This window comes from Mucilaginibacter xinganensis, assembly GCF_002257585.1.
Taxonomy (GTDB): domain Bacteria; phylum Bacteroidota; class Bacteroidia; order Sphingobacteriales; family Sphingobacteriaceae; genus Mucilaginibacter; species Mucilaginibacter xinganensis.
In genome coordinates this window covers 4,481,689-4,508,676 of record NZ_CP022743.1, presented here as the reverse complement: position 1 = coordinate 4,508,676, position 26,988 = coordinate 4,481,689, and the positions used below count along the sequence as shown (strand labels likewise).

Annotated in this window: 28 protein-coding genes; 24 read left to right on the top strand and 4 right to left on the bottom strand. The window is 41.3% G+C overall.

Going from position 1 to position 26,988, the window contains the following annotated elements:
* The first annotated feature begins 2 nt into the window (after window positions 1-2).
* Complete coding sequence (locus MuYL_RS19720; protein WP_245845636.1) at window positions 3-2,555, top strand: YfhO family protein; 2,553 nt, start codon at window positions 3-5, stop codon at window positions 2,553-2,555.
* A 75-nt stretch (window positions 2,556-2,630) separates the two neighbouring features.
* On the opposite strand, the gene MuYL_RS19715 is transcribed toward MuYL_RS19720, so the two are convergent.
* Together MuYL_RS19715 and MuYL_RS19710 are read right to left on the bottom strand one after the other, a co-directional pair.
* Window positions 2,631-3,386: a glycosyltransferase family 2 protein gene (locus tag MuYL_RS19715; RefSeq protein WP_094572193.1), complete on the bottom strand. Its 756-nt coding sequence runs from the start codon at window positions 3,384-3,386 to the stop codon at window positions 2,631-2,633.
* A complete protein-coding gene (locus MuYL_RS19710; protein ID WP_094572192.1) occupies window positions 3,386-4,654 on the bottom strand; it encodes a glycosyltransferase in 1,269 nt (422 codons plus the stop codon). Before MuYL_RS19710 ends, MuYL_RS19715 begins: the two co-directional genes overlap by 1 nt.
* Before the next feature lie 183 nt (window positions 4,655-4,837).
* On the opposite strand from MuYL_RS19710, the gene MuYL_RS23775 reads away from it, so the two are divergent.
* Both MuYL_RS23775 and MuYL_RS19700 read left to right on the top strand, forming a co-directional pair.
* Window positions 4,838-5,341 carry a serine acetyltransferase gene (locus MuYL_RS23775; RefSeq protein WP_094572191.1) on the top strand — a complete coding sequence of 168 codons (504 nt, stop codon included), beginning with the start codon at window positions 4,838-4,840 and terminating at the stop codon, window positions 5,339-5,341.
* A gap of 38 nt (window positions 5,342-5,379) precedes the next feature.
* Complete coding sequence (locus tag MuYL_RS19700) at window positions 5,380-6,126, top strand: class I SAM-dependent methyltransferase (RefSeq protein WP_094572190.1); 747 nt, start codon at window positions 5,380-5,382, stop codon at window positions 6,124-6,126.
* A gap of 118 nt (window positions 6,127-6,244) precedes the next feature.
* Here MuYL_RS19700 and metK read toward each other — a convergent pair whose 3' ends face one another.
* Window positions 6,245-7,495, bottom strand: coding sequence for a methionine adenosyltransferase (gene metK / locus MuYL_RS19695; RefSeq protein ID WP_094572189.1), 1,251 nt, complete (start codon window positions 7,493-7,495; stop codon window positions 6,245-6,247).
* Between the two features lie 269 nt (window positions 7,496-7,764).
* Here metK and MuYL_RS19690 point away from each other — a divergent pair, with 269 nt between their 5' ends.
* From MuYL_RS19690 to MuYL_RS19645, 10 genes are all read left to right on the top strand, one after another.
* A complete protein-coding gene (locus MuYL_RS19690) occupies window positions 7,765-8,649 on the top strand; it encodes a diacylglycerol/lipid kinase family protein (RefSeq protein WP_094572188.1) in 885 nt (294 codons plus the stop codon).
* A gap of 41 nt (window positions 8,650-8,690) precedes the next feature.
* Entirely contained in the window at window positions 8,691-9,026 is a 336-nt protein-coding gene (locus MuYL_RS19685; protein ID WP_094572187.1) for a translation initiation factor, read from the top strand.
* A 363-nt stretch (window positions 9,027-9,389) separates the two neighbouring features.
* Window positions 9,390-11,003, top strand: coding sequence for a phosphoenolpyruvate carboxykinase (ATP) (gene pckA, locus MuYL_RS19680; RefSeq protein WP_094572186.1), 1,614 nt, complete (start codon window positions 9,390-9,392; stop codon window positions 11,001-11,003).
* Between the two features lie 579 nt (window positions 11,004-11,582).
* Window positions 11,583-12,416, top strand: coding sequence for a MotA/TolQ/ExbB proton channel family protein (locus MuYL_RS19675; protein WP_094572185.1), 834 nt, complete (start codon window positions 11,583-11,585; stop codon window positions 12,414-12,416).
* A gap of 95 nt (window positions 12,417-12,511) precedes the next feature.
* Window positions 12,512-13,132 carry an ExbD/TolR family protein gene (locus MuYL_RS19670; RefSeq protein ID WP_094572184.1) on the top strand — a complete coding sequence of 207 codons (621 nt, stop codon included), beginning with the start codon at window positions 12,512-12,514 and terminating at the stop codon, window positions 13,130-13,132.
* Between the two features lie 6 nt (window positions 13,133-13,138).
* On the top strand, window positions 13,139-13,678 hold the full coding sequence (locus MuYL_RS19665; RefSeq protein WP_094572183.1) for an ExbD/TolR family protein: 540 nt from the start codon (window positions 13,139-13,141) through the stop codon (window positions 13,676-13,678).
* Between the two features lie 47 nt (window positions 13,679-13,725).
* Window positions 13,726-14,541: an energy transducer TonB gene (locus MuYL_RS19660; RefSeq protein ID WP_094572182.1), complete on the top strand. Its 816-nt coding sequence runs from the start codon at window positions 13,726-13,728 to the stop codon at window positions 14,539-14,541.
* A gap of 7 nt (window positions 14,542-14,548) precedes the next feature.
* Window positions 14,549-14,776 carry a hypothetical protein gene (locus MuYL_RS19655; RefSeq protein WP_094572181.1) on the top strand — a complete coding sequence of 76 codons (228 nt, stop codon included), beginning with the start codon at window positions 14,549-14,551 and terminating at the stop codon, window positions 14,774-14,776.
* Window positions 14,766-15,674, top strand: coding sequence for a PstS family phosphate ABC transporter substrate-binding protein (locus MuYL_RS19650; RefSeq protein WP_094572180.1), 909 nt, complete (start codon window positions 14,766-14,768; stop codon window positions 15,672-15,674). Before MuYL_RS19655 ends, MuYL_RS19650 begins: the two co-directional genes overlap by 11 nt.
* 213 nt (window positions 15,675-15,887) lie before the next feature.
* Window positions 15,888-17,624: a tetratricopeptide repeat protein gene (locus MuYL_RS19645; protein ID WP_094572179.1), complete on the top strand. Its 1,737-nt coding sequence runs from the start codon at window positions 15,888-15,890 to the stop codon at window positions 17,622-17,624.
* A 119-nt stretch (window positions 17,625-17,743) separates the two neighbouring features.
* Here the strand turns inward: MuYL_RS19645 and MuYL_RS23330 are convergent, their stop codons facing one another.
* Window positions 17,744-17,920 (bottom strand): bacteriocin-like protein, encoded by a 177-nt coding sequence (locus MuYL_RS23330; RefSeq protein ID WP_157740982.1) that lies wholly within the window; start codon window positions 17,918-17,920, stop codon window positions 17,744-17,746.
* A 456-nt stretch (window positions 17,921-18,376) separates the two neighbouring features.
* Here MuYL_RS23330 and MuYL_RS19640 point away from each other — a divergent pair, with 456 nt between their 5' ends.
* The 11 genes from MuYL_RS19640 (at window position 18,377) to nuoK (ending at window position 26,936) form a co-directional block, all read left to right on the top strand.
* Window positions 18,377-18,748 (top strand): NADH-quinone oxidoreductase subunit A, encoded by a 372-nt coding sequence (locus MuYL_RS19640; protein ID WP_094572178.1) that lies wholly within the window; start codon window positions 18,377-18,379, stop codon window positions 18,746-18,748.
* 318 nt (window positions 18,749-19,066) lie between these two features.
* Window positions 19,067-19,609 (top strand): NADH-quinone oxidoreductase subunit B, encoded by a 543-nt coding sequence (locus tag MuYL_RS19635; protein ID WP_094572177.1) that lies wholly within the window; start codon window positions 19,067-19,069, stop codon window positions 19,607-19,609.
* Window positions 19,609-20,112, top strand: coding sequence for an NADH-quinone oxidoreductase subunit C (locus MuYL_RS19630; protein WP_094572176.1), 504 nt, complete (start codon window positions 19,609-19,611; stop codon window positions 20,110-20,112). The genes MuYL_RS19635 and MuYL_RS19630 overlap by 1 nt, the downstream gene beginning before the upstream one ends.
* A 5-nt stretch (window positions 20,113-20,117) precedes the next feature.
* On the top strand, window positions 20,118-21,329 hold the full coding sequence (locus MuYL_RS19625) for an NADH-quinone oxidoreductase subunit D (RefSeq protein WP_094572175.1): 1,212 nt from the start codon (window positions 20,118-20,120) through the stop codon (window positions 21,327-21,329).
* Window positions 21,322-21,846 carry an NADH-quinone oxidoreductase subunit NuoE family protein gene (locus tag MuYL_RS19620; RefSeq protein ID WP_094572174.1) on the top strand — a complete coding sequence of 175 codons (525 nt, stop codon included), beginning with the start codon at window positions 21,322-21,324 and terminating at the stop codon, window positions 21,844-21,846. The genes MuYL_RS19625 and MuYL_RS19620 overlap by 8 nt, the downstream gene beginning before the upstream one ends.
* Window positions 21,847-22,036: 190 nt before the next feature.
* Entirely contained in the window at window positions 22,037-23,401 is a 1,365-nt protein-coding gene (nuoF, locus tag MuYL_RS19610) for an NADH-quinone oxidoreductase subunit NuoF (RefSeq protein WP_094572172.1), read from the top strand.
* Window positions 23,402-23,506: 105 nt separating this feature from the next.
* Window positions 23,507-24,508: a 2Fe-2S iron-sulfur cluster-binding protein gene (locus MuYL_RS19605; protein ID WP_094572171.1), complete on the top strand. Its 1,002-nt coding sequence runs from the start codon at window positions 23,507-23,509 to the stop codon at window positions 24,506-24,508.
* Window positions 24,508-25,539: an NADH-quinone oxidoreductase subunit NuoH gene (gene nuoH, locus MuYL_RS19600; RefSeq protein ID WP_094572170.1), complete on the top strand. Its 1,032-nt coding sequence runs from the start codon at window positions 24,508-24,510 to the stop codon at window positions 25,537-25,539. The genes MuYL_RS19605 and nuoH overlap by 1 nt, the downstream gene beginning before the upstream one ends.
* 10 nt (window positions 25,540-25,549) lie before the next feature.
* Complete coding sequence (locus MuYL_RS19595; RefSeq protein WP_094572169.1) at window positions 25,550-26,047, top strand: NuoI/complex I 23 kDa subunit family protein; 498 nt, start codon at window positions 25,550-25,552, stop codon at window positions 26,045-26,047.
* A 62-nt stretch (window positions 26,048-26,109) separates the two neighbouring features.
* The gene (locus MuYL_RS19590; protein WP_094572168.1) at window positions 26,110-26,607 is read left to right on the top strand and encodes an NADH-quinone oxidoreductase subunit J family protein; all 498 of its coding nucleotides are present in this window, start codon (window positions 26,110-26,112) and stop codon (window positions 26,605-26,607) included.
* On the top strand, window positions 26,607-26,936 hold the full coding sequence (gene nuoK / locus MuYL_RS19585; protein ID WP_094572167.1) for an NADH-quinone oxidoreductase subunit NuoK: 330 nt from the start codon (window positions 26,607-26,609) through the stop codon (window positions 26,934-26,936). The genes MuYL_RS19590 and nuoK overlap by 1 nt, the downstream gene beginning before the upstream one ends.
* Window positions 26,937-26,988 lie beyond the last annotated feature (52 nt).

Genomic DNA, 26,988 nt, shown 5'->3' with positions numbered 1-26,988 from the left:
AGATGAACAATTGGTTTAAGCGCAACGGTATTCACTTTTTAGTAGGTGCAATTTTCTTCGTAATATGCTTTATTTATTTTACGCCGGCATTCCAGGGTAAAACATTAGGACAGGTTGATGTAACCGGCGCCCAATCCACCCAAAAAGAAATTAATGATTACCGCGATAAAGGGATCACTATTTTGTGGACCAACCAGATTTTCGGCGGGATGCCGGTTTTCCAGATCTGGGCACCTTATCCGGATAACATCACCACGCATGTTGTATCGGCCTTAAAAACAATTTTCCCTAACCCAATTGACACCGTACTGCTGCTGTTATTTGGCACGTATTTTTTGTTTATAGTTTTAAAACTGAACCCCTGGCTTGCTGCTGCGGGCGCTTTTGCTTTTTCATTTTCATCTTACAATATTATCCTGCTGGTAGCGGGGCACTCCAACCAGGCCTTTGCCATAGCTTTTTTTGCGCCTTTAATAGCAAGTATTTTATTAACGCTGCGGGGTAAATATTTTACCGGCGGTGCGTTAACAGCTCTTTTTATGGCCATGGAAATAAGGGCCAACCATATTCAAATGACGTATTACCTGTTGTTTGCATTGGTGATACTTATAGGTATTGAACTTTACCATGCTGTAAAAGCAAAAAATACCCAGCCGTTTTTTAAAGCATTGGCTTACCTGGCAGGTGCCGGGTTAATTGCAGTAGCTATAAACGCTTCTTTGCTTTGGAGTACTGCTGAGTATGCCAAAGACAGCTACCGCGGTAAATCAAACTTAACCCAAAACACTAAAGAGCCAAGTAACGGCCTTGATAAAACTTATGCTTACCAGTACAGTCAGGGTGTTGCTGAATGCTTTACATTTTTAATACCCAATGCTTACGGCGGTGCAACTTACAATGATCTGCTGGATCAAAATTCAGCAACTGCCAAAGTATTTATTGATAAAGGACTTCCTGCGGACCAGGCAGGAACCTATGCACAACAAATTTCAAACAGTTTCCCGGGATTGTTTACCTATTGGGGCGAAAAATCATCAACCAGCGGACCTTTCTATTTTGGCGCCGTAATTTGCTTCCTCTTCATCTTCGGGTTGCTGATTGTGAAAAGCAGGCTGAAATGGTGGATTCTTGGAACAGTTATCTTAACCTTGTTGCTTTCATTCGGTGGTAATTGGCCGTATGTTTCCGATATTTTCTTTAACTATTTCCCGCTTTATAATAAGTTCCGTACGGTTGAGTCAATAATAGCTGTAACCAGCATTTGTTTCCCGATACTGGCTTTTTTAGCGGTGCAGGAGATAATCAACAGTACAGACAAACAGGCTGTATTGAAAAAGTTGATGCTCACGCTATATATTGTGGGTGGTATTATTGTTGTACTAATCGCGTTGCCAACAGTTATTTTTAGCTTTAAGCCTGCTAATTTTCAGCAGGGGATCACTTACCTTACCCAGGCACTTAAAGGCGATACCGCAATGGCGAATACCGTAGCAAATGCAATTGTTGCCGACAGGATAAGTCTTGAACGTGCCGACGCTATCCGGTCGTTGATATTTATTGTATTAACATTTGGAATTGTATGGGCATTCATTAAACAGAAATTGAGCGTTACTTTATTGTCATTGGCTTTATTTGGCCTGATAGTAGTTGACATGTGGCAGGTTGATAAACGCTACTTAAAAGAGGCTAATTTTACCGACAAACAAGATAACCAGGTGAAACCGCGGGAAGTGGATAATTTTATATCCAGGGATACCGACCCTGATTTCAGGGTGTTTGACGCTACACAGCTTCAGAATTTAAAACAGGATACTTTTAATCCTTTTTTCCATAAGTCGATAGGTGGCTATTCGGCCGCACGCTTAAAAAGGTATGACGAATTAATGGATGGCCAGATCATGCAAAATCCACCAAATCATGATGTGCTGGATATGCTGAATACCAAATACGTTATTACTGCTGATAAATCACAAAATGTGACAATGGTGTCCAATGCATCTGCCTGCGGACATGCCTGGTTTGTGAAGAGCGTGAAATATGCAAAAAATGCCGACCAGGAAATGCAGGCCATCAGCAGCTTCTCTCCAAAGGATGAAGCCATTGTTGATCAGCGTTATAAATCATCTATTGATGAAAAACAATTAAATGCGGATACCAGTGGAAGTATTAAACTGGTGAGTTATAACCCGGACCATTTAGTGTATCAAAGCGGTGCTACAAGTTCAAAAATTGCGGTATTTTCCGAAATATACTACGAAAAAGGCTGGAAAATGCTAATAGACGGTGTTGAAAAGCCATACTTTCGCGCTGACTATGTTTTACGTGCCGCGCAAATCCCGGTAGGGAACCACAAAGTAGAGTTTGTTTTCCACCCGGCATCATATTATACCGGCGAGAAGATCTCGCTTGCAGGTTCGTTGTTCCTGATACTGGCATTAGGCGGTGCGGCTTATGCCGGCGTTAAAAAAATGAAGGAAGAGGAGCCGGGAAAAGAAACACATCAGCCAAAAAAAACAGAGCCGGTGACTAAAAAATCGCCTGCAAAGAAAGCCTAAAACATTTTTATATAAATAAAAGATAGCGGTGAGTTTTAGGATTCGCCGCTATTTTTGTTTTATCTCCAACCACCATCAATCGTTCGTCCGCTTGTTCTTTAACCAATACCAGCCAAGGTTAAAAGAAATCACAAAGTGGTTTAATATGGTAGGGATGAAGCCATAATATTCCTTCATGATGCTGAACCGTTCCTGCAGGCTTTGACGGTGTTTGGTTTTTGACATGCCCCCCACCAGGTATTTGGCAACGTAACTGTTTACATTTATTATAGTTTTAGCTTTTTTCGCTGTGCGGATGATCCAATCAATGTCGGCGCTGAGCTCGTATTTATGGTTGTAGGGTTCCGTTAATGACCGCCGGATGTAAATAGCCTGGTGACTTATGCTCATGCCGTATTTAAAATCGCGCCAGGTAAATTGTTTCGGCACTTTATGCCGGCGCTGACCCAGGCTTTCACCGCTGTTGCTGATCATTTCAGTTTCACCGTAATAAATGTCGGCATCTGGATACGCAGCAAATACTTTTTCAACGGTACTGCTTTCGTAAAACTCATCGCCCGAGTTCATGAAAATCACGTAATCGCCGGTAGCAATTGCAAGTCCTTTGTTCATTGCATCGTAAATACCCTCATCCTTTTCACTGATTAGTTTTGCAACCCGGCTGCCGTATTGCTCAATAAGTTCAAGTGTTCCGTCAGTTGATTTGCCGTCAATAAGGATGTATTCAATATTCGGGTAAGTTTGATTAAGGACCGATAGCATAGTACGCTCAATATGGCTCACATTATTGTAAACAATGGTAATTACAGATAATGAGGGTTCAAAAGCCATTATTTATTTAATATATTTTGGTAAACAGCCATGTATTGTTCCGCAACTATTTCATTGGTAAAAGTAGTCAGTACCTTATTACGCGCGTTTTCGGCAAGGGCGTTGTGATTTCCGGTACCAAACACGTAATGAATTCCCGCGGCAAAGTCATCTGCTGATTTAAATTCAGCGAGATAACCGTTTTGTAAATGCTCCACCATGTCTGGAATGCCGCCCGTATTAAAGGCCACAACAGGCGTTGCGCAGGCCATGGCTTCCATAACGGTATTTGGTAGATTATCTTCTATCGCTGGCGAAACAAACACGTCAGCAAGGCTGTAGAGCTCTGCAAGGTCGGCTTGTGAACTGATTGTCCCCACCTCATAGACTTTAAAGGGGAACAGACTGGTGTCAAAAGCCTTATTCTTGCCAAAAATTACAATTTCAATATCGTCGGTACCGGTGTAATTATCTTTAAAGTTGCTGAGAGCATCAACAAGGTAAGAGATGCCTTTACGCCGGTCCATAATATTGGCTGCGCCAAACAGGATTATTTTTGCCTTTTGACTAATGTTCCATTTAGCCCTTGCCGCTGTTTTGTTCATCGGGTAAAACAGCGAAGTATCTATAGGATTTGGAATAGCCAGGATGCGAAAGCCATTTAGCAGGTTACTTGTTCGTGCAACACCAGCCAGCCAGTTGCTGCAGGTTACGAAAGTAATATTGTTAGCAGCTTTAAGCATTTCATTTTTACGCAGCCACCCGGCGTGCGAAAGGTCATCATCGCCGGCATCACGAAGCATCCAGCAGTTGCCGCACTGGCTGATAAAATTTTCACACTCGCCCGCGTAATGGCAACCGCCGGTGAAGGCCCACATATCATGCAGCGTCCAAACAACGGGCTTGCCTGTTTTTAAAATTTGTTGCAGGTTTTTTATAGAAAGATAGCCGGAGTTTGTCCAGTGCAGGTGCAAGATATCGGCGTTTGCAATGTCGGTTTCGTTGCTAATATCCGTTCCGGTGTCGGCGATTGAAAAAGCAAATCTTACTGATTTGTCTTTAGCCCTGAACCAGATGAAAGGCAGCCGTTCGTAAAAAAAATTAAATTTCGCCTTAAGCCTGGTAGTAAAACTATGGGCAATAGTGTCCACTAGCGGCTCGCTGGTCTTTTTTTCCGTTACCAATAATTTCACGTCAACCTGCTGTAATTGCAGCGCCTTTAATAACCGCATGCAGGCCGCAGGTGCACCACCCCCGGCATCAGCTGTATTTATTAAAGTTACTTTCATGTGGTGGCGCTATTTATCGCAGCAATTATAACAATTCTAAAATGAAAACTTTACTTTTGAAAGGCTCAAATACACAGCCCGGCCTAAATCCTCTGCAAAGGGGAGGACTTTAAATACATTTGGTTAAGTTTGGGCTTAATTTAGGTATCGGCCTCAATCAAATAAAAAACGAAAGCTGCACGAATGATTTTTTTTGCTTATTTATTCCAGGATTGGAGTGCCAACAGGCAAAATTTTAAAGCGCAATTGGTTTTGTTTATGTTCCGTTTGGTGCAGGCCTTTAACCGCTATACCATCACAAAAATTATCTTCTTTCCCTACTTTATGCTTTACCGCTTTATTGTGGAATGGAATTTGGGAATTGAACTGCCTCGCAAATTAACCATAGGCAAAGGCTTGTCGCTTTACCACGGGCAGGCTTTGGTAGTTAATAAGGACACTGTAATAGGTGAAAACTGTGTTTTGCGGAACAGCACCACCATTGGGCACAAGAAACTTGCAGATGGTACGCATAGCCGCTGCCCCAGGATTGGTAATAATGTGGATATTGGCGCTAATGTTTGTATTATTGGCGATGTTACAATTGGTGATAATGTGATAATAGGCGCCGGCGCAGTGGTAATAAAAGATGTGCCTGCTAATAGTGTGGCTGTTGGTAACCCAGCGAGAATATTGGAGAAGAAATAGATAAAAGGGATAAAAGCCGTTTAAGGAATATTTTATTAATGGAACAAAATTTAACCGACCGTTCGTTCTGGAAAGCCTTTTGGGAATCACGCAACGGGCTGATATTTTATATAAAACCTAACTATGTTTTTGGTAACATACTGGCCGGGCTTATTAAACAAAAAGGTGTAAAAAATGCTATTGAGCTGGGAGGCTTTCCCGGGTACTATGCTACTTATCTTAAAAAGTATGAGCACCTTGACACTACTTTATTTGATTACTACATTCACCAGGATCTTATTAACCAATTGCTGGAGAAGAACGGTCTTAAACCCGGCGATATCAATATCATCGAAGCTGATCTTTTTAAATACAAGACCGAAAAGCTGTATGATTTGGTACTTAGCTTTGGATTGATAGAGCACTTCAACAACACCAAAGCCATTATTGAAACCCACCTGCAGTTTTTAAAACCGGGTGGCGTATTGTTTATAACGCTGCCAAATTTTAAAGCAATTAACGGTTGGGTGCAGCGCAAGTTTGATAAGGAGAATTACGATAAGCACAACATCAATAGCATGGATTTGCAGCTTTTGAAAGACAGTTGCGGTAAGTTGGGCCTGAAAGAAATTGAAGTTTATTATCATGGACGCTTTACTGTATGGCTTGAAAATAAAGCAGAACGTACATTGCTCACAAAAGCATTGGTTAAAGCTATTTGGGTAGCAGGTAAGGCCTTTACCAGGATTATTCCTGTTGAAAGCAAAGCCCTTTCACCATATATCGTAGTAAAAGCGGTAAAATAGAAGTTCTGCATTTGGTTTAAACTCCTTAGCCGTGATAATCCTACTGCCTGGATTTAAACAAAAACAGCGCCCGGGTTTCCGAACGCTGTTAACGTATTTGTTTCAAAACACACCGGTTTTATAAACCGAAGGCTGCTTTTACTTTATCAACGTAATCTAATTTTTCCCAGGTAAACAATTCAACTTCGCGTTTTATTTCTTTACCATCGTGGCCTATAAATGATTTGGTTACCACTTCATTAGGGCGGCCAAAGTGACCATAGGCAGCAGTTTCGCTATAGATAGGGTTGCGCAGTTTAAAGCGGGTTTCAATAGCATAAGGGGTCATGTTAAATATGCTTTCTACTTTTTTAGCGATCTCGCCGTCGTGCAGCCCAACTTTGCCAGTTCCGTAAGTGTTTACGTAAATCCCCATTGGCTGTGCAACGCCGATAGCGTATGATACCTGCACCAATACCTCATCGGCCACGCCGGCAGCAACCAGGTTTTTTGCGATGTGACGGGTAGCGTAAGCTGCAGAGCGGTCAACCTTTGAAGGATCTTTGCCAGAGAAGGCACCACCACCGTGTGCGCCTTTGCCGCCGTAGGTGTCAACAATAATTTTACGGCCTGTTAAGCCGGTATCGCCATGCGGGCCACCAATAACAAACTTGCCGGTAGGGTTAATGTGATATTTAATAGCATCACCAAAAAAGTGAGCATATTTTGGATATTTTGCCTTTACGCGAGGGATCAGCGTACTGATGATATCGCTGCTGATTTTTTCAAGCATTGCTTTTTCTTCATCAAAATCATCGTGCTGGGTTGAAATTACAATAGCATCAATCCTAACGGGCTGGTTATTGTCATCATACTCTAGCGTAACCTGCGATTTTGCATCAGGGCGAAGATATTTAATGTCGGTATTTTCGCGGCGGATGGCAGCCAATTCTATTAACAAAGCATGGGCAATATCCAATGCAAGTGGCATGTAATTGTCGGTTTCTTTAGTTGCATAGCCAAACATCATCCCCTGGTCGCCGGCACCTTGTTCTTCCTTGGCGGTGCGGTCAACACCCTGGTTAATGTCCGGTGATTGTTCATGGATGGCTGAAAGCACACCACATGAACTGCCATCAAACATATATTCGCCTTTGGTATAGCCTATTTTATTGATCACCTCGCGCGCAATTTTTTGCACATCGAGATATGCTTTTGATTTTACTTCGCCGGCTAAAAAAACCTGGCCGGTTGTTACAAGGGTTTCGCAGGCAACCTTCGACTCAGGGTCGAAAGCTAAAAAATGATCTATCAAAGCGTCCGAGATCTGGTCGGCAACTTTATCCGGGTGTCCTTCTGATACGGATTCTGAAGTGAATAAATATGACATAAATCTTTTAAATGGTATTTTAAATTAAAACCGTCCGGTGCGCAAAATATTGGTGTTTAGCCATATTTTTTCCGGTAACAATGTAAATACGAAAGAGTAGCTTTAAAGGATTGAAGTAAAAAGAAGCAGGGTTTTAGCACTTTTTTACGTGGTTGCAATCCGGCCTGGTTAAATGAGGCATTAAATCAGTCCACTTTCAGGCAGCTAAATTAAAACAATTTTTACAAAGCCGAAAATAGATTTACTTTTGCCGGAGAAATCATATTTAGTTGGAACGGAAAGCGTTATTTATCATAAACCCCATATCTGGCGGCAAAAAAAAGGACGGCGTTCCGGAACTCATCGAGAAACACCTTGATACTAATTTATTTAGGCCGGTAATTGTTTTTAGCGACGGCGTATCTCACGCCCGGCAAATAGCTAAAGAAGCGGTAGATAAATTTGACCTTATTGTGGCTGTTGGCGGTGATGGTACGGTGAACGAAGTGGCATCTGCAATTGTAGGAAGTAATACCACGCTTGGTATAGTTCCGTTCGGGTCAGGTAATGGCTTATCTCGGTTCCTGGGTATCCCCATGGATGCTCAAAAAGCTATTGAAACGCTGGGTACAGGCAACGCAATTACCATTGATTCCGGCAAACTTAACGGCCAGCCATTTTTTAATATGGCCGGGATGGGTTTTGACGCCCACATCAGCGAAGTTTTTTCACATACCAAAAAACGCGGTTTCTTTTCCTATATAAAAACATCTATACAGGAAGTAGCTAAATATAAGCCGCAGACCTATCATATCGAAATAGACGGTAAAACCTATGAGCGGGAAGCTTTTATGCTCAGCTTTGCCAACTCATCGCAATATGGTAACGACGCGCACATTTCGCCCAATGCGTCAGTGCAGGACGGTTTGCTGGATGTATGTGTGATCAAAAGGTTTCCCTTGTGGCGCTTTGTGGAGCTAAGCATCAGGATGATGACCAAAACAACCGATAGCTCCAGGTATGTAGAAATCATTAAAGGCAAGCACATTAACGTTAAACGCAATAGCCCGGGCCCATTACACCTTGACGGCGAACCGCAAATGGGTGGTGCTGATGCCGAAATTGTGCTGGTGCCGAACTCATTAAAGGTTATTGCGGGAAGTACTTTTAAATAAGTTCGCAGGAAGCGACAACTCTCTGCGGTAAAATAAAAATCATGGCAAAAAAGAATTTTACAGGCGTAGTGTATTCAACCGACCCGGATTTTCAATACCAGGAGGATGGGAGCGGGCCCGGCGAAACATTACCGCCGCAACAGCAAAATCTGAAAATTTACCTTGAGCGTAAGGGCGGCAGCAAATTGGTTACCCGTATAACAGGTTTTGTTGGCCCCGATACTGAGCTTGAAAGTATAGGCAAAAAGTTAAAATCAAAATGTGGTGTTGGAGGCTCGGTAAAAGAGGGCGAGATCCTGATCCAGGGTGATTTTAGGGATAAGGTTTTAACGCTATTAACTACCGATGGTTATAAAGCAAAAAAGGCTGGGGGATAGGTACAGGAATTAGTATTTTATTGATTAGAGATTAGATAATATCGTTGCAAATTTTCTGTATAAGCGCAAGAAAGGCCTTGATCATAAGGCAGCGCTACCCAATCAATCTTAAAACCGCGAATCTACTTGTTACGCGAATAGCGTGTATGTGATATTTTCCTACAATGGCCGAAAAATTCAATATTTACGCCCTGTAAATCTTACACTTAGTGTATTGAATTATAAAAGATTATTTTGTTTAACTAATTGATAATAAAATATTTATATATTGTGTAAAAGGTACATTATGTAAATAAGTATCTTTATTTTCTTGTTTCTGCCGTAGTAAAAGCAGTAATTTTGCTGCAACCAATTTTACTATTAATGAGAAAAAATACTACCAATGTACCTGACCTGAGCTATTTACAGCTTGATGGGGCTATGACTGTTTTTTACCAGTTAAATACTGCTGAACTTGTTGGTGCAGCGTTAAAAAGAAACGAGGGCGTCTTGGCCGATACGGGCGCGCTTGCTATTGACACCGGTGAATTTACAGGCAGGTCGCCAAAGGATCGTTTTATAGTGGAGGACGATATTACCCGTGATACCGTTTGGTGGGGAAAGGTGAATTTTAAATTTGATGCGGAAAAATTTGATGCACTATTGCAAAAGGTTACGGGTTATCTTTCGCAAGGTGAAATCTTTGTTCGCGACTGTTGCGCATGTGCCAATGAGAAGTATTACATCGATATCCGGGTGGTGACGGAAACTGCCTATCAAAATTTGTTTGCTCACCATTTATTTTTGCGGCCTGAAGTGCCCGACGCCACTTTGGTGCCCGGTTGGACCATTATTGCCGCACCCGGTTTTAAGGCCGACCCGGAAGTTGATGGCACGCTGAGGCACAATTTTTCGATCATCAACTTTACGAAAAAGATTATTCTTATCGGGGGTACCGCCTATACAGGCGAGATTAAGAAGGGCATCTTTTCGGTTTTGAACTTTATATTACCTCATGAAAAAAAGGTACTCTCCATGCATTGTTCTGCTAATATAGGTGCAAAAGGCGATACCGCTATATTTTTCGGTTTATCAGGCACCGGTAAAACTACACTTTCTGCTGATCCGGAGCGTAACCTGATTGGCGATGATGAACACGGCTGGTGCGATGATACGATATTTAACTTTGAAGGCGGCTGTTACGCTAAATGTATTGATCTTACCGCTGAAAAGGAACCCCAGATATTTAATGCCATTAAATTTGGTGCATTGTTAGAGAATATTAATTTTATAAAACGTACCCGTACCGTTGATTTTTCAAACATCGGTAAAACGGAAAATACCCGTGTTGCATATCCTTTATATTACATTAGCAATGCAGTGATTCCGTCTACGGGGCATCTGCCAAAAAATATTTTCTTCTTAACCGCAGACGCTTTTGGTATCCTGCCTCCAGTATCAAAGTTAACGGTCGAACAAGCTATGTATCACTTCATTTCGGGCTACACCGCAAAGGTTGCAGGTACAGAAGCAGGTATAACTGAGCCTAAAGCCACCTTTTCGGCATGTTTCGGGGAAGCATTTCTGCCGCTAAATCCCGTAAATTATGCTGAACTACTGGGCAATAAAATAAAAAAGCATAACGTTAAAGTATGGTTAATAAATACGGGCTGGACAGGGGGTGCTTACGGAACGGGGAAAAGAATGCAGCTAAAATACACAAGGGCCATGATCTCGGCTGCGTTAAGTGGCGAACTGGATAATGTTAAATATACAGTTCACCCTGTATTTAACCTGCAAATGCCGCAGAGCTGCCCAAATGTGCCGGACAACCTGCTAAACCCAAGTAATACTTGGGCCGATGCCGAAATTTACAATGAAAAGGCAAATGACCTGGCGATAGCATTCATTAAAAATTTTAGACGTTATGCCCCTTTTTGCAAATCTGAGATTATTAATGCTGCTCCAAAAGTTACCGAATCTACCCTGGTAACATGAATTTTATAAACAGCGTAATTACTTAGGGTTTGAGAATAAAATACGGTATAAATGCTTCGCGCATTAAGCTGTCTTTTGCAGAAATGTGCGGTGAGATATTAACAATGACCGATTTGAGAAATCAGGGATTAATACTATCAATTACAGATGGTTATATGATTAAAAAGACCGATGGATAAAGTCACCATGTGATTTAATACAGACATTTAAACCTCCGGATAGGCTAATCAAATAAATTTGTTTTTAACCTAAGGTTTTAGTTATATTTACGCTCACAAAGCAAAATAACCGGCTTCATTAGTGCGGGTAACATAATTTTTATAAATTATTGTTTGCTATTATTAAAAAAAATGGGTTTTATTGCAAAATATTATTTGTACAAAACACAATTTTTAGTTTTCACCGTTATGTATAGCACCAATTGTGCATAACAGATGAAGCGTAGATTAAAATTTTGTAAAGAATACCTAAAAATATTTTTTTAATTCATTTAAATTCTATTTTTGTTATTCACTTTTTATATTGCATTTAACAAACTTATATTCATAAACTAAAAACTAAAACTAAAAACAAAAAGTAATGGCAAACGCACCAACAAAACCAACTAGCCCTGTTAAAAAAGAAAGCTCATCCTCAGGCATGTTTGCAACTTTAACTATTCCGGTATGTATCGGGGTTGCAATTTTAATTTACATATTTATACTGGGTGCTCCGAGTAATTATGCTGACGGCGATGTTGAAAAAGGTATTCCGACCGGTTTATTTGGAACCATACACAGAGGCGGTAATTTAGTACCTGTTATCATGTCGTATTTATTAATGGTAATTGTATTTTCTATCGAGCGTTTAGTTGTTATTGGAAAAGCTTCCGGAACAGGTAACGTTGACGTATTTGTAAGAAAAGTACAGACTGCCCTTAACGCAGGTAATATTTCAGGTGCAGAAAGCGAGTGTGACAAACAAAAAGGTTCTGTTGCTAACGTAATTAAATCCGGTTTAAAAAAATACCGCGAGATGGAGTCTGATGACAACCTAACAGTTGAGCAGAAATCATTAGCTATCCAAAAAGATATTGAAGAAGCAACCGCTTTGGAAATGCCTATGCTGGAGCAAAACTTAACTATCATTGCTACTTTGGTATCTATCGGTACATTAACAGGTCTGTTAGGTACAGTATTCGGTATGATCAAAGCCTTCGGCGAATTAGCTGCTGCAGGTGCAACTAACCAAACTGCCTTATCTGCATCTATCTCTGAAGCGTTGGTAAACACTGCGTTGGGTATCAGTACATCAGCACTTTCAATTGTAATGTACAACGTATTTACGTCTAAAATTGATAAATTGACTTACGCAATTGACGAAACTGGTTTCAGCATCGTTCAAACATTTGCGGCATCACACAAAAATAAGTAATCAACACGCTGTTGCTTAGTTTTTACCCCGGTTATCAACGATAGCCGGGGATAGTATAATCAATTTATACATTTTACATTAAAAAATAAAAAATTATGCCCAGAGTAAAAGTTGCCAGGAAAAGCACTGCAATTGATATGACAGCCATGTGTGATGTGGCGTTCCTGTTGCTTACCTTTTTCATATTAACGGCAAAACCAAAAGTTGAAGACCCATCAAAGGCAGAAGTGCCTGCTTCTTCAAAGGAAGTAACCATACCGGAGGATAACGTTTTGATGATCTCTATCGGTCAGCAAAATAAGATCTTCTTATCATTCAGTGGTAACGACGTGCGTACAGAAACCTTAAAAGCAATGGGAGAAAAGTACAATGTACCTTTTACACCTGCTGAAATAAATAAGTTTGCTAACACGGAGATATTTGGTGTTCCGATGAACCAGATGAAGCAATTTTTAAGCTTGCCAAGCGGTGAACTTAAATCTTTTGATCAAAAAGGTATTCCTGCCGACACTACTAATAACAGCGAGTTATCAAACTGGATCCTTAATGCCCGTAAGGCTGACAGGGGCCTTCATGGTAAGGATTACAACATTGCTATAAAAGGTGACAGGAACGAAAAGTATCCGGCTGTTAGTACGGTTATTAACATATTAGGACAGCAAAAACTTTTTAAGTTTGATTTAATTACGACGCTTAGAGCGGCACCTAAAAAATAAAATAAAATGGCAGAATTAGATACCTCCGGCGGGGGTAAACATAAAGGTGGCAAGGTAAGGAGCAAAAAGGCATCTACACGGGTCGATTTAACGGCTATGGTGGATCTTGCGTTTTTATTGATCACTTTCTTTATGCTTACTACTACGCTTAATAAGCCAAAGGCAATGAATTTGGCCATGCCTGACAATAGTATAAAGACAAGTCAGTTGCCTGTACCTGAATCACGTACAATGACTATTTTACTGGGTAGCCATAATAAAGTAGCATGGTTTATGGGTGAGCCGGGAAAAACGGCCCCTACAGTTGATAGCTACGGGCCAAATGGTTTACGCAAAGCTTTGATTGAAAATGGTAAGGCAGTGGCTGCTTCGCATCCCGGGCCCGATGGTTACATGATAGTTGTTATTAAACCCAGCGAATCATCAACATACGAAAACCTGGTTTCGGCGCTTGATGAGATGAGTATTACCGCTATCAAATCGTATGCTATTGTGAAAATTCTACCCGTTGAATTGGATGCTTTGAAATCACAGAATTTACTGTAGCAATATTGAAATTGCTAAGACGTTAATTAATATTAAAGCCAAAAAAAATGTTTGGATCAAAATTAGACATATTAAACCAGGAATGGATTGATGTTGTTTTTTCAGGTCGTAATAAGGCATACGGCGCTTATGAATTAAGGAAGGGTAACGGTAAAAATACCGGTAAGGCTCTTTTAATAGGCGTAGTAGTGTTTGTTGTAGCGATATCTGCAAATACCATCATTGACATGATCTCTGGATTTATCCCTAAGGGAAAAGAGAAAATAAAGATCACCAACGTGGTGCTTTCGCCGCCGCCGCCGGATTTGAAGAAACCACCTCCGCCACCTCCGCCTGAACCACCGAAACCAAAAGTGGATCAGGTTAAGTTTCCACCTATGGTAGTGAAACCGGATATCGAGGTGAAGGAAAAACCACCAACCATTGAAGAATTGAAAGTGGCCGATCCCGGACAGAAAAACCTTAAGGGGGATAAAAACGCTGCCGTAGTTATTGATGAACCGGTGGGTACTTCTGATCAGAAAGTGACGGAAGAAGATCCTAATAAGATCTTTACCTCGGTTGAGAAAGTTCCGGAATTTCCGGGCGGTATGGCGGGATTTGGTAAATATCTTGGTAAAAATATCCATTATCCTGCTGTAGCAAGAGAGAACGGAACCCAGGGTAGGGTTATAGTGAGCTTTGTTTGCGAGCGCGACGGTTCATTAACCGATATACATGTTGTACGTGGCATTGGTGATGGTTGCGATGAGGAAGCAATTCGCGTAATTAAAGCCTCACCAAAATGGTCTCCTGGTATTCAGAACGGGCGCCCTGTTCGTGTTGCATACAGTGTGCCTATTTCATTCGCACTTTCAGAATAAGGATTCAATGTTATTCAATAATAACGAGCAAAAATCGCCCGCAAGGCGGTTTTTGCTTATTTTAGGAGCAGTGGGCTTTGTTTGCGTGACCGCTTTAGGTCTCATGGTTATTTTTTGGGATGCCATGCTGCCGAATATCTCAAAAGGACAGCGGATAACATTCGGGCTTATTTTACTCGCTTATGCGGTGCTGCGGTTTTCCAGATTGTTAAAAAAGAAGCCTGATGAAGTATAGTTTAAATGTAATATGTATCAGCACTGCTTTGCTTGTTCTTTTTGGAAGCTGTAAGCAAAGTCCCAAAAAGGTTGCGGGTGTTGACCGTTCAACCATTTTTGTGGTAGATGAATCGTTTAAACCTATTGTTGATCAGGAACTTTATGTTTTTGGCGCGTTATACAAAGACGGCCATCCCAAAGTTATTTACGCCCCGGAGAATAACGCTGTAAATCTTTTATTTTCCGACAGTGTGCGGGTTTTGATAATAGCACGCGAAATGAACGCCGAAGAGAATAGGGCGCTTGCGGCAAAAAATATAAAGCCGATTGTAAACCGTTTTGCTATTGATGCTGTAACGCTGATTGTAAACCAGTCCTCCACTGATACTACTATTACCATGAGCGATATAAAAAAAATGCTTAATGGTAATACTAAAACCGACAAAGACATCGTTTTTGATAACCCTAACTCCGGTTTGGTACGTTACCTGAAAGAGCTTTCGGGCAATAAGGATTTTAAACAGAAAAATATTTATTCGCTTAAATCAAATAAGGAAGTCATAAAATATGTTAGCGAACATCCAAATGCCATCGGCATTACCGGGTTTAGCTGGCTTAACGACCCGGAGGCTGATTACGCGGAGGCTGTTAAAAAAGTTAAAATAGTATCGGTGAAAGACGACAGCAAAAAAACTTCATCCTACTATGTGCCATCTCAGCAAACTATTGCGTTAAAACAATACCCGCTTACAAGAAACCTGTACATATTGAATTTTTCGGGTAAAATGGGTTTAGGTATGGAATTTGCTGCGTTTATTGCCGGTGACAGGGGACAAAGGATAATTTTAAAATCCGGCCTGTTGCCAGATGAAATACCCGGAAGGGAAGTAAATATTGTATCAAAAATTGCGCATTAATATAAAGTTGTTTAAACTTATACATGTAGTTTTAGTCAAAAAATTATATTATTGCAATCGCTATTTGTAACAAACTAACAAAATGATACACTTTAGGTGCAGCATTTAAATAACTAAATAAATTATTAATCCGGTGGGATGTTTTAAGGGCGATTTTTTTAACCAACTAATCAAGCTTTAACCTCACTGTCTTTAAAAAACAATTTACTAAAGATGAAAATGATCAGTAAAATAGCCGGCGCAGGGCTGGGTTTGATGTTTTTAGGATCGTCGGTTTTTGCACAGAGTTTAGCCGATGCCAAAAAGGCTATTGATGCGGAGCAGTATCAGAAAGCAAAGGCGATGCTTAAAAACCTGACTACCACACAGGCCGATAAGGATGAGAACTATTTTTACCTGGGTTGGGTATATTTAAAACAGGACTATGCCGATTCGGCAAAAGCTGTATTCAACAAGGGCCTTGCGGTAAATGCAAAATCGCCGTTAAATATGGTTGGAATAGGTGCCGTCGCGCATGTTGAAAAAGACAACGCCACTGCAACTTCCAATTTTAACCAGGCAATAACCCTGGCAGGAAAAAACAGCAAGCCTTATTTATATGCAGGCTTAGCTTACTTATTACCGGTGAACGGGAGCAGCATGGGGCCAAATGGTTCGAAAATTTCTGCAGCTGATGCAGATGCTGCGATAACTGTTTTAACAAAAGGTAAGGCAGTAAATCCTAAAGATGCTGAAGTATTAATTGCCTTGGGTGATGCTTATCGCTCACAATTAAAAAGCACCGACGCTTATACACAATATAGTACTGCGCTTGCAATTGATCCGAAATCAGCTGCGGCGAACGTAGCGGAAGGCGTTTTATGGAAATATGCTGAAAACTACGAAGATTCGCAAAAGCAATTCCAGGCAGCATTAGCCATCGACCCTAACTATGGTCCGGCCTATCGCGAGATGGCCGAATTAGATGTACGCTGGGCAACAAAAGATGCTGCCAGTTACGACGCAAAAAACAAAGAAGCTGTCGAGAATTATAAAAAGTATGTAAGCTTAACCGACTATTCGGTAGAATCGCAAATGCGTTACGCTGACTTTTTGCTAAAGGCAAAAGATTATGTTACGTTGCAAAAAGTAGCTTCAGATCTTACCGCTTCTGCTAAAAGCAACCTAAGGGTTTACCGCTATTTGGGTTATGCGGCATTTGAAAATAAAGATTATCCGGCTGCAGAGGGTGCATTAACCAAATGGATCAACGAAGCTGATAAAAAGCGCTTGCTTCCTAACGATTATTTGTACCTGGGAAAAACCCAGCTGCAGGAGAAAAAGGATTCGTTAGGGGTACAAAATTTACGTAAAGCTTTAACACTTGATACCTCTCAAGTTGATATATATGGGGACATAGCCAAATCTTTATATGCATCAGGTAAATATATTGAAGCAGCTGAGGCTTATGGGGTGTTTGTTAATAAATCAAGGCAGGCCAAACTTCTTGATCACTTTAATGAAGGGTTTAGCTATTTCCAGGCCTACAAAAGCCAGTTAATTAAACAACAAACAGATAAGACTTTAAAGCCTGATTCAACGCTTCTGGCTAAAGCTGACACTGCTATGTCCTATGTTGAACGTAAATTGGGAAGTAGTCCAAATGCCCAAATTTTATATTATCATGCCACCGTTAAAAATTTCGAAGATGGTGACAGGAATAATATTAAAGGGTACGCAAAACCACTGTTTGAGCAATATATTCAATTGGTAACATCAAAAGGTGCACCTGATGATAAAACGAAGCCATTGTTAGCTGAAGCTTATGTATATTTAGGGAGCTACGCTGAATATAAAGAAAAGGATGCAACGAAGGCACTAGATCTTTATACCAAGGCAAAGGAAATGGATCCTACTAACGCCCAGGTGGTATATTACTTCCAGAAAAAAGCTGGCGGTAAGAGCAAGTAAATAATTAAAAAAAAGAAATAAAGCCTCCTGATTTATCAGGAGGCTTTATTATTGTTCACTGGGTCAACCTATTTTAGGACGATTCAACGGGAACACCATTAAGAAGTATATGCTCTTATTTAAGCTTCTAAGCAATAGCTTTGTGCAGGGCTATCTCCAAAGTCAAGCGTAACACAACTGCATACTGTGCCACATTCAGAATCTGAACTACAAGATTTCCCTGAACACACTGGATGTTTATCACCCCCTAAAACATTTTTCATTTCAGCTCTACTGAGTTTTTTTAAATTTTCCATAAATTTTAATTTGTTTGTTTTTTGCCTGGTAACGTCCAGGTATTGTGGCATGTATCACCAAAGTGCATGCTCCTTTTTTGAAAGTACCAGTATCTATTTATTCAATCAGTTATTTGTAATATGAAATGGAGGTAGAATAAGGACAAATAGCTATTAAAAGCAGTTAAAATATTACACATGCCTTTTTAAAAAATTGGCTGTCCTAACTGGTGAAAATCGTTTATTATTAATATTTGCCGGATGAAAGTCTTGATAGTAGAGGATGGGTGCATAGGATTAGGCTTTAATTACATAAAGATATTAATTTTAAGCTAATAGCATTTAATAATAAATTGTATTAATTATGTAACCATTAAAATGCTCTTGTTTTCGTATGGTTAATATACTTGAACTGGTTATTTAACTAATGGTTGTCAGGAGGCTTTTTTATTATAATCCCATTTGTATATTTGCAGCATGGAAGTACAAAGTTTGCCCGTTAATTATTTGCCCATCATTTTTCAAATGCTGGTAGCTTTAGGTTTTGTGGTTACCACTATGTTTGTAACCCATAAAATTGGCCCTAAGCGGGCTACCAAAGACAAGCTTACGCCGTTTGAATCGGGTATTGAGGTTATTGGTAATGCCCGTACCCCAATCTCCATTAAATACTTCCTGGTGGCCATCCTTTTTGTGCTGTTTGATGTGGAAGTTATTTTTATGTATCCGTGGGCAGTTAACTTCAGAGAGCTCGGCAAAGATGGTATGATAGAGATGTTTATTTTTATGGGTACCCTGTTACTTGGCTTTTTTTATGTGATAAAAAAAGGCGCATTAGACTGGGATTAGACCTCTCACCCGTTCTCTCCAAAGGAGACGGTTGTGAATAGTAAAGATGTTAGACCAACAAAAGCAAAAGTCTCCTCCTTTAGAAAGATTTAGATGAAGATTTGACAAGTTGTGTTTAGAACGATTCTAAATATAATCCGCTTATTGCATAGTGTATCTCTTACATTATAAATTGTTGTAAATTTGTAATGTTTATAGTTTAACTGTAAGTGTCTTTAATTCTTAAGTCGGCTTAAACGTTGCATAAGTAGCTTGGAGCCGGCTGATCTGCTAAAGACTTTTCAACTCATTAAGGATGGGTTTTGTATCAAATAGATCATGAGTGATATTCAAATAGTTGATGCCCCCGCAGGCGTAGAAGGAGCAGGTTTTTTTGCTACCTCGCTTGACAAAGCCATAGGTTTAGCGCGCGCAAATTCATTATGGCCGTTGCCATTTGCTACCTCATGCTGCGGTATAGAGTTTATGGCCACTATGGCTTCCCACTATGATCTTTCAAGATTTGGGGCCGAGCGCTTAAGTTTTTCGCCACGCCAGGCCGATCTTTTGATGGTTATGGGAACCATAGCAAAAAAAATGGGACCAGTTTTAAGGCAGGTTTATTTACAAATGGCCGAGCCCCGCTGGGTTATTGCAGTAGGTGCCTGTGCATCAAGCGGAGGTATTTTTGATACTTATTCTGTTTTACAGGGTATCGACGAGATTATCCCGGTTGACGTTTATGTACCAGGCTGCCCGCCGCGCCCTGAAGCTATCATCGATGGCTTTATAAATATTCAAAAACTGGTAAAAACCGAGACCCTGCGCCGCAGAAATGAGCCGCAATACCAAAAACTATTAGCTTCATACGGAATACAATAATGGGTAAATTTTCAAACGAAGAGCTTTTAAAAAAGATCAGCGATCAGTTTAGCGACCAGGTCTCCGTTATAGGCGAGCCTTTCGGTTTACTAACCCTTGAAACCGGCAGAGAGCAGATTATTGATGTGTTGGCTTTCTTAAAAAATGATCCTACCCTGCAGTTTATATTTTTAACAGATATTACCGCTATACATTACCCTGAACAGGAAAAGCAAATTGGTGTTATTTATCATTTGCATAGCCTTGTTAACAATGTGCGCGTACGCATTAAGGTGTTTTTGGCTGATGGTGACGTGCACATCCCTACTGCCACCACTTTATGGAATGGCGCTAACTGGATGGAACGTGAGACCTATGATTTTTTCGGTGTGCTGTTTGACGGCCACCCTGACTTGCGCAGGATATTAAATGTTGACGATATGACGGCTTTCCCGATGCGAAAAGAATTCCCGCTGGAAGACCCCAACCGCGTTGATAAGAAAGATTACTTTTTTGGAAGATAACAGAGATGCAGAACCATCCGGTATATACAGATAACGATCCGCAAAATGAGCTGTCGACCCTTAACTTGGGGCCAACACACCCGGCAACACATGGTGTGTTCCAGAATGTGCTGCAGCTTGACGGCGAAAGAATTGTAAGCGGAGTTTCAACTATAGGCTACATACATCGCGCCTTCGAGAAAATTGCCGAACACAGGCCGTTTTACCAGATAACCCCGCTCACAGACAGGCTGAATTACTGCTCATCGCCTATTAACAATATGGGCTGGCACATGACGGTAGAAAAGCTTTTAGGTATTGAAACCCCTAAACGTGTGGATTACCTTCGGGTAATAGTAATGGAACTTGCCCGCATCAGCGACCACATCATCTGCAATGGTGTACTTGGTGTTGATACAGGTGCATTCACCGGTTTTCTTTATATGATGGAACACCGGGAGGCGATCTATGAAATTTATGAAGAGGTTTGCGGTTCGCGCCTTACCACAAATATTGGCCGCATAGGTGGCTTTGAACGTAACTTTAATGCCATAGCTTTTGGCAAACTGCGTAAATTTTTAAAAGATTTCCCGGTTACCCTGAAAGAATTTGAATCATTATTTAACCGTAACCGCATATTTGTTGACCGTACAAAAGATGTTGCAGCTGTTACTGCCGAAGAGGCGTTAAGCTACAGCTGGACCGGCCCTTTACTGCGTGCTGCAGGGGTTGATTACGATGTAAGGGCGATGAACCCATACTCATCATACGAAGAGTTTGATTTTGAAGTACCTGTTGGCACCAACGGCGACGTTTACAACCGCTTTTTGGTTCGTAACGAAGAAATGTGGCAAAGCCTGCGCATAATTGAACAGGCTTTGGTGAAACTGGAAAAAGAACCAGCAGATATTTTCCATGCCGATGTTCCTGAATTTTATCTGCCTCCGAAAGAGGAAGTTTATAATAACATGGAAGCTTTGATCTATCACTTTAAAATAGTGATGGGCGAGGTTCCTACCCCAACAACCGAGGTATATCATTCTGTTGAGGGTGCAAACGGCGAATTAGGCTTTTACCTGGTAAATGATGGCGGACGATCGCCTTACCGCCTGCATTTCCGCCGGCCAAGTTTTATCAATTACCAGATGTATGCGCCGATGAGCCGGGGTATGTTATTATCTGATGCGATTATTAACATGAGTAGTTTAAACGTTATAGCCGGAGAGTTAGATGCTTAGAGTTGAAGAAACACAAACGACGGTTGAATTTTCGCCGGAGCTTATAGCTAAGTTTGATGATATAGTGAGCCGTTATCCCGCGGGAAAACAAAAGTCTGCCTTGCTGCCTATTTTACATTTAGTGCAGGCGGAGTTTGGCTGGTTAAGTTCCAAAGCAATGGATAAAGTAGCTGATTACCTGAAGATACAGGATATCGAAGTGTATGAGGTGGCCACATTTTACAGCATGTACTTTATGCGCCCCTTGGGCAAATATGTACTGGAGGTTTGCCGTACAGGCCCGTGCGAAATTGTTGGCGCGGGTAAAATAATGGATTACATTGAGCAAAAGCTGGGTGTTAAGGAAGGTGAAGTTACTGCCGACGGCCTGTTTAGCTGGCGTGGTGTTGAATGCCTTGCTGCATGCGGTTACGGTCCTGTTTTACAGATAGGCCCTGAATATACTTTTTATGAGAACCTAACCAACGAGTCGGTTGACAAGTTGATTGCAGATTTAAAAGTAAAAGGCAATAATTAAAATGCACGGGAAATCTTTAATCATATCAGATTCATTGTTTGCCATCACTGTTACAACAATAAGCTACAGTAACGATGGTTTCAATAAAAATCCGGTGTTTTTAAATCTCCTGGTGGTTGTAGCTTTTGCAAGCTGCATTATTAGACACATTAACTATTATAAGCTGACCAAAAAGATATATTAAGCAGCAATGGCACGTAAATTACTCTTAACACATATAAATGTACCGGGCATCAATACTTTTGATGTTTACCGTTCAAAAGGTGGTTATGCTTCGGTTGAAAAGGCTTTGAAAACCATGTCGCCAGACGAGATTGTTGAAGAAGTTAAGAAATCGGGCTTGCGCGGCCGTGGTGGCGCAGGTTTTCCTACCGGGATGAAGTGGAGTTTTCTTGCAAAACCCGAAGGTGTTGCCCGCTACCTTGTTTGCAACGCTGACGAATCGGAACCCGGAACATTTAAAGACCGTTACCTGATGACTAACATCCCTCACTTATTAATAGAGGGGATGATTGTTGCAAGCTTTGCTTTAGGCGCTAAAACTTCATACATCTATGTTCGGGGCGAAATGATGCCGCAGATCAGGATTCTGGAACGTGCTATTGCAGAAGCAAAAAACGCAGGCTTTTTAGGAAAAAATATTTTAGGCACAGGATACGACCTGGAGCTTTACGTGCAACCAGGTGGTGGTGCTTATATCTGCGGTGAAGAAACAGCCCTGCTTGAATCATTGGAAGGTAAACGCGGTAACCCCCGCATTAAACCTCCATTCCCGGCCATCGCTGGTTTGTATGGCTGCCCGACGGTTGTAAATAACGTTGAATCAATCGCTGCTGTAGTGCCCATTATTAATGAAGGTGGCGAAGAGTATGCAAAAATAGGGCTCGGTCGCAGTACCGGCACCAAGCTTATCTCTGCTGGTGGTAATGTGAAAAACCCCGGTGTTTATGAAATTGACCTTGGTTTGCCTGTTGAAGAGTTTTTATATTCTGACGAGTTTTGCGGTGGTATTGCCAACGGCAAAAGATTAAAGGCTGTAGTGGCTGGCGGTTCATCAGTCCCTATTCTTCCGGCTAACCTTTTCCTTAAAACTATTAATAACGAGCCGCGCCTGATGAGCTATGAATCATTATCTGACGGTGGTTTTGTTAGCGGAACCATGTTAGGCTCTGGCGGATTCATCGCTTATGATGAGGACCAGTGCATCGTGCGTAATACCTGGAATTTTACCCGTTTTTATCACCACGAAAGCTGTGGACAATGTTCTCCTTGCCGTGAGGGTACCGGTTGGATGGAAAAAGTATTGCACCGCCTGGAACATGGCCATGGTAAAATGAGCGACATGGACCTGCTGGTTGATGTATCTAAAAAAATTGAGGGTAATACAATTTGCCCGCTTGGTGACGCGGCTGCATGGCCGGTTGCCAGTGCGATCCGCCATTTTAGGGACGAGTTTGAATGGCATGTTACCAATGGTGCTGAAGCGGTAACCAGAAATTTTGGACTGGCACATTACGCTGATCCGTTACCGAAGAAGGAAGAGACAGTAGCTTAAACTCCTGTTTGCTGTTGAGGGAAAGAAAGCAGTCAAAAACTGAACAGATAAATTTCTGTAGTTAAAGATTGAAAAGAGAATTAGATAATATTTGACTAATATAGAATGTCAGTTAAAGTAACCATAGACGGAATCCCCGTTGAAGTAGAACCGGGAACAACTATCCTGAATGCCGCAAGGCAGATAGGGGGCGATATTGTTCCGCCTGCTATGTGCTATTATTCAAAACTGGAAGGTAGTGGCGGTAAATGCCGTACTTGTTTGGTTAAGGTAAGCAAAGGGTCTGAAAAAGATCCGCGCCCTATGCCAAAGCTGGTAGCATCATGCCGTACTACAGTAATGGATGGCATGGAGGTGCAAAATATAACCTCGCCCGAAGTTATTGAGGCACGTAAAGGTATTGTAGAGATCCTGTTACTTAACCACCCGCTTGATTGCCCTGTTTGCGACCAGGCTGGCGAATGCGATCTGCAAAATCTTGGCTATGAGCACGGCGCAGCCAAAACCCGTTATGAATTTGACCGCCGTACATTCGAAAAAATAGATATTGGCGATAAGATCCAGCTGCACATGACCCGCTGTATCCTGTGTTATCGCTGTGTTTTTACAGCAGATCAGATCACAGATCATCGCATTCATGGCATCCTGAACAGGGGAGATCACTCAGAGATATCCACATACATAACCGCTGCTGTTGATAATGATTTTTCAGGGAATGTAATTGATGTATGCCCGGTAGGGGCATTAACTGATAAAACTTTCCGTTTTAAAAATCGCGTTTGGTTTACCAAGCCTGTTGATGCACACCGTGATTGCGACCACGAAAAATGTAATGGCAAGGTAACGCTATGGTACAAAGGCGAGGAAGTGTTACGTGTTACGGCACGTAAGGACAAATATGGCGAGGTAGAGGAATTTATATGTAATACCTGCCGTTTTGATAAAAAACAAACTTCTGATTGGGTAATTGAAGGGCCGCGTAAAATTTCGCATCATTCAGTAATCAGCTCCAATCATTACGAATTTAAGCCATTGCCCGTGGTTAAAACCAACCCGGTACTAATGGAAGCCAATAAAGAACAATTTGAACGAGATACACGCTTATAATGGGACTAGCAGACATAGCAATTAAATTTGCACTGATAATAATTATATTTTTGATCAGCCTGGTTATTGCCATGTATTCCACCTATGCTGAACGCAAAATTGCGGCTTTTTTCCAGGACAGGATAGGCCCTAACCGCGCCGGGCCGTGGGGTATTTTACAACCACTTGCAGATGGTGGCAAAATGTTTTTAAAAGAAGAGATTATCCCAACCAATGCCAGTCCTTTCTTATTCATAGCGGGGCCATCGCTGGCTATTCTTACCGCCTGTATAGGCTCGGCAGTTATCCCTTGGGGTCAAACCATTATTATCGGTACGCACGTTGTGCCATTGCAGGTTACTGATATTAATGTGGGGATACTTTATATTTTTGGCGTAGTGTCCTTAGGTGTGTATGGCGTAATGATAGGCGGCTGGGCATCAAACAACAAATATTCACTGTTGGGCGCTATCCGCGCAGCATCACAGAATATCAGTTATGAAATTTCAATGGGCCTTTCTATCATCGCTTTATTGATGGTAACCGGCACGTTAAGCCTGAAAGAAATTGCAGAACAGCAGCACGGGTGGCACTGGAATGTGCTCTACCAGCCGGTAGGCTTCCTGTTATTCATCATATGCGCCTTTGCCGAAACTAACCGTACGCCTTTTGATTTGCCTGAGTGCGAAACGGAACTGGTGGGAGGGTATCATACCGAGTACTCTTCTATGAAATTGGGTTTTTACCTTTTTGCGGAGTACATCAACATGTTTATTTCGTCGGCAGTGATGGCTACCCTGTATTGGGGTGGTTATAACTACCCGGGTATGGATTGGGTGCTTGCACACACAGGGCCAACCATCGCTCCGTTGCTAGGGGTAGTGGTAATGTTTGCCAAGGTGTTTTTATTTATCTTCTTCTTTATGTGGGTGCGCTGGACTATTCCGCGTTTCCGTTATGATCAGTTGATGGACCTCGGCTGGAAGATTTTGATACCACTGGCTATAGCCAATATAATTGTTACAGGAGTTTGGATTACATTTATCAAATAAAGGGATACCGATGGAATCGTTAAGTAATAGACGTAAAGTAATTGAATCAAAGCCGCTCAATTTTTTGGAGCGTGCCTACCTGCCTGCCATTGCACAGGGCCTTGCAATTACCATGAAACACTTTTTCAGAAAGCCCGTAACAATTAGCTATCCTGAAGAAAAACGGGAGTTTTCTGAAAATTTCCGCGGGATGCACTCGCTTAAACGCGACGAAAACGGTAAAGAACGCTGCACCGCATGTGGCCTTTGCGCGTTATCATGCCCTGCGGAAGCGATCACCATGATTGCTGCTGAACGCCAGAAAGGTGAGGAGCACTTATATCGCGAAGAAAAATATGCTGCCGTTTATGAAATAAATATGCTGCGTTGCATTTTTTGTGGCCTTTGTGAAGAAGCCTGCCCTAAGGAAGCCATATATTTAGATGGCGATATTGTGCCGGCTGATTATTTAAGGAAAGATTTTATTTACGGTAAAGACAAATTAGTAGAAGCTCCCTTAAATCAATAAAGAAGTTTTATACCTTTGCCCAGCTCTTTTAAAATGGGTAAAGGTATTTTGAAATATAAACCATGAGTACATTTTACTTCATCGCATTTCTGTCTGTATTTTTTTCAATACTGGTAATTACTGCAAAAAATCCTGTACATAGTATTTTATACCTTATACTCACATTTTTTACTTTTACCATTCACTACATTTTAATGAATGCCCAGTTTTTGGCTATAGTTAATTTTATAGTGTATATGGGTGCTATCCTGGTGTTGTTTCTATATACGCTAATGCTCATCAACCTGAATAAAGAGTCAGAACCGCGCAAGTCAAACCTGGTTAAAATAGCAGGATTTATTGGAGGCGCCTGTTTTTTAATTACTATCGTTGCTGCTTTAAAAGCATGGGGCGGTTCGCACCCCGTAGTATTAACTAACTCTAACTTGGGTTTAGTAAAGAACTTAGGAAAAATACTGTTTAACGAATATTTGCTGCCATTTGAAGTTTCGTCGATATTGCTGTTGTCAGCAATGGTGGGCGCGGTTTTACTGGCAACTAAAGACCCCAAAACTGCCTGATGGAAACACTAACAAATACTATACAGGGCGTGCCGCTTAATCACTACATTTTGCTATGTTCTGTCATTTTTTCGATAGGGGTTATCGGTGTATTGATCCGCCGCAATGCTATCGTGATCTTCATGTCGGTTGAGCTGATGCTGAATTCCGTAAACCTGCTTTTAACTGCTTTTTCTGTTTACAGAGGCGATGCAACAGGACAGGTTTTCGTGTTTTTTATTATGGCGCTGGCTGCAGCTGAAGTAGCGGTCGGTTTGGCCATTATTGTAATGATCTATCGTAATACAAACTCGGTGGATATTAACGTACTGAACAGGTTAAAGTGGTAAGAGAATCTCTGAAGTCGGATTTTCGATTTCGGGTTTAAATAAAACTAAAAAA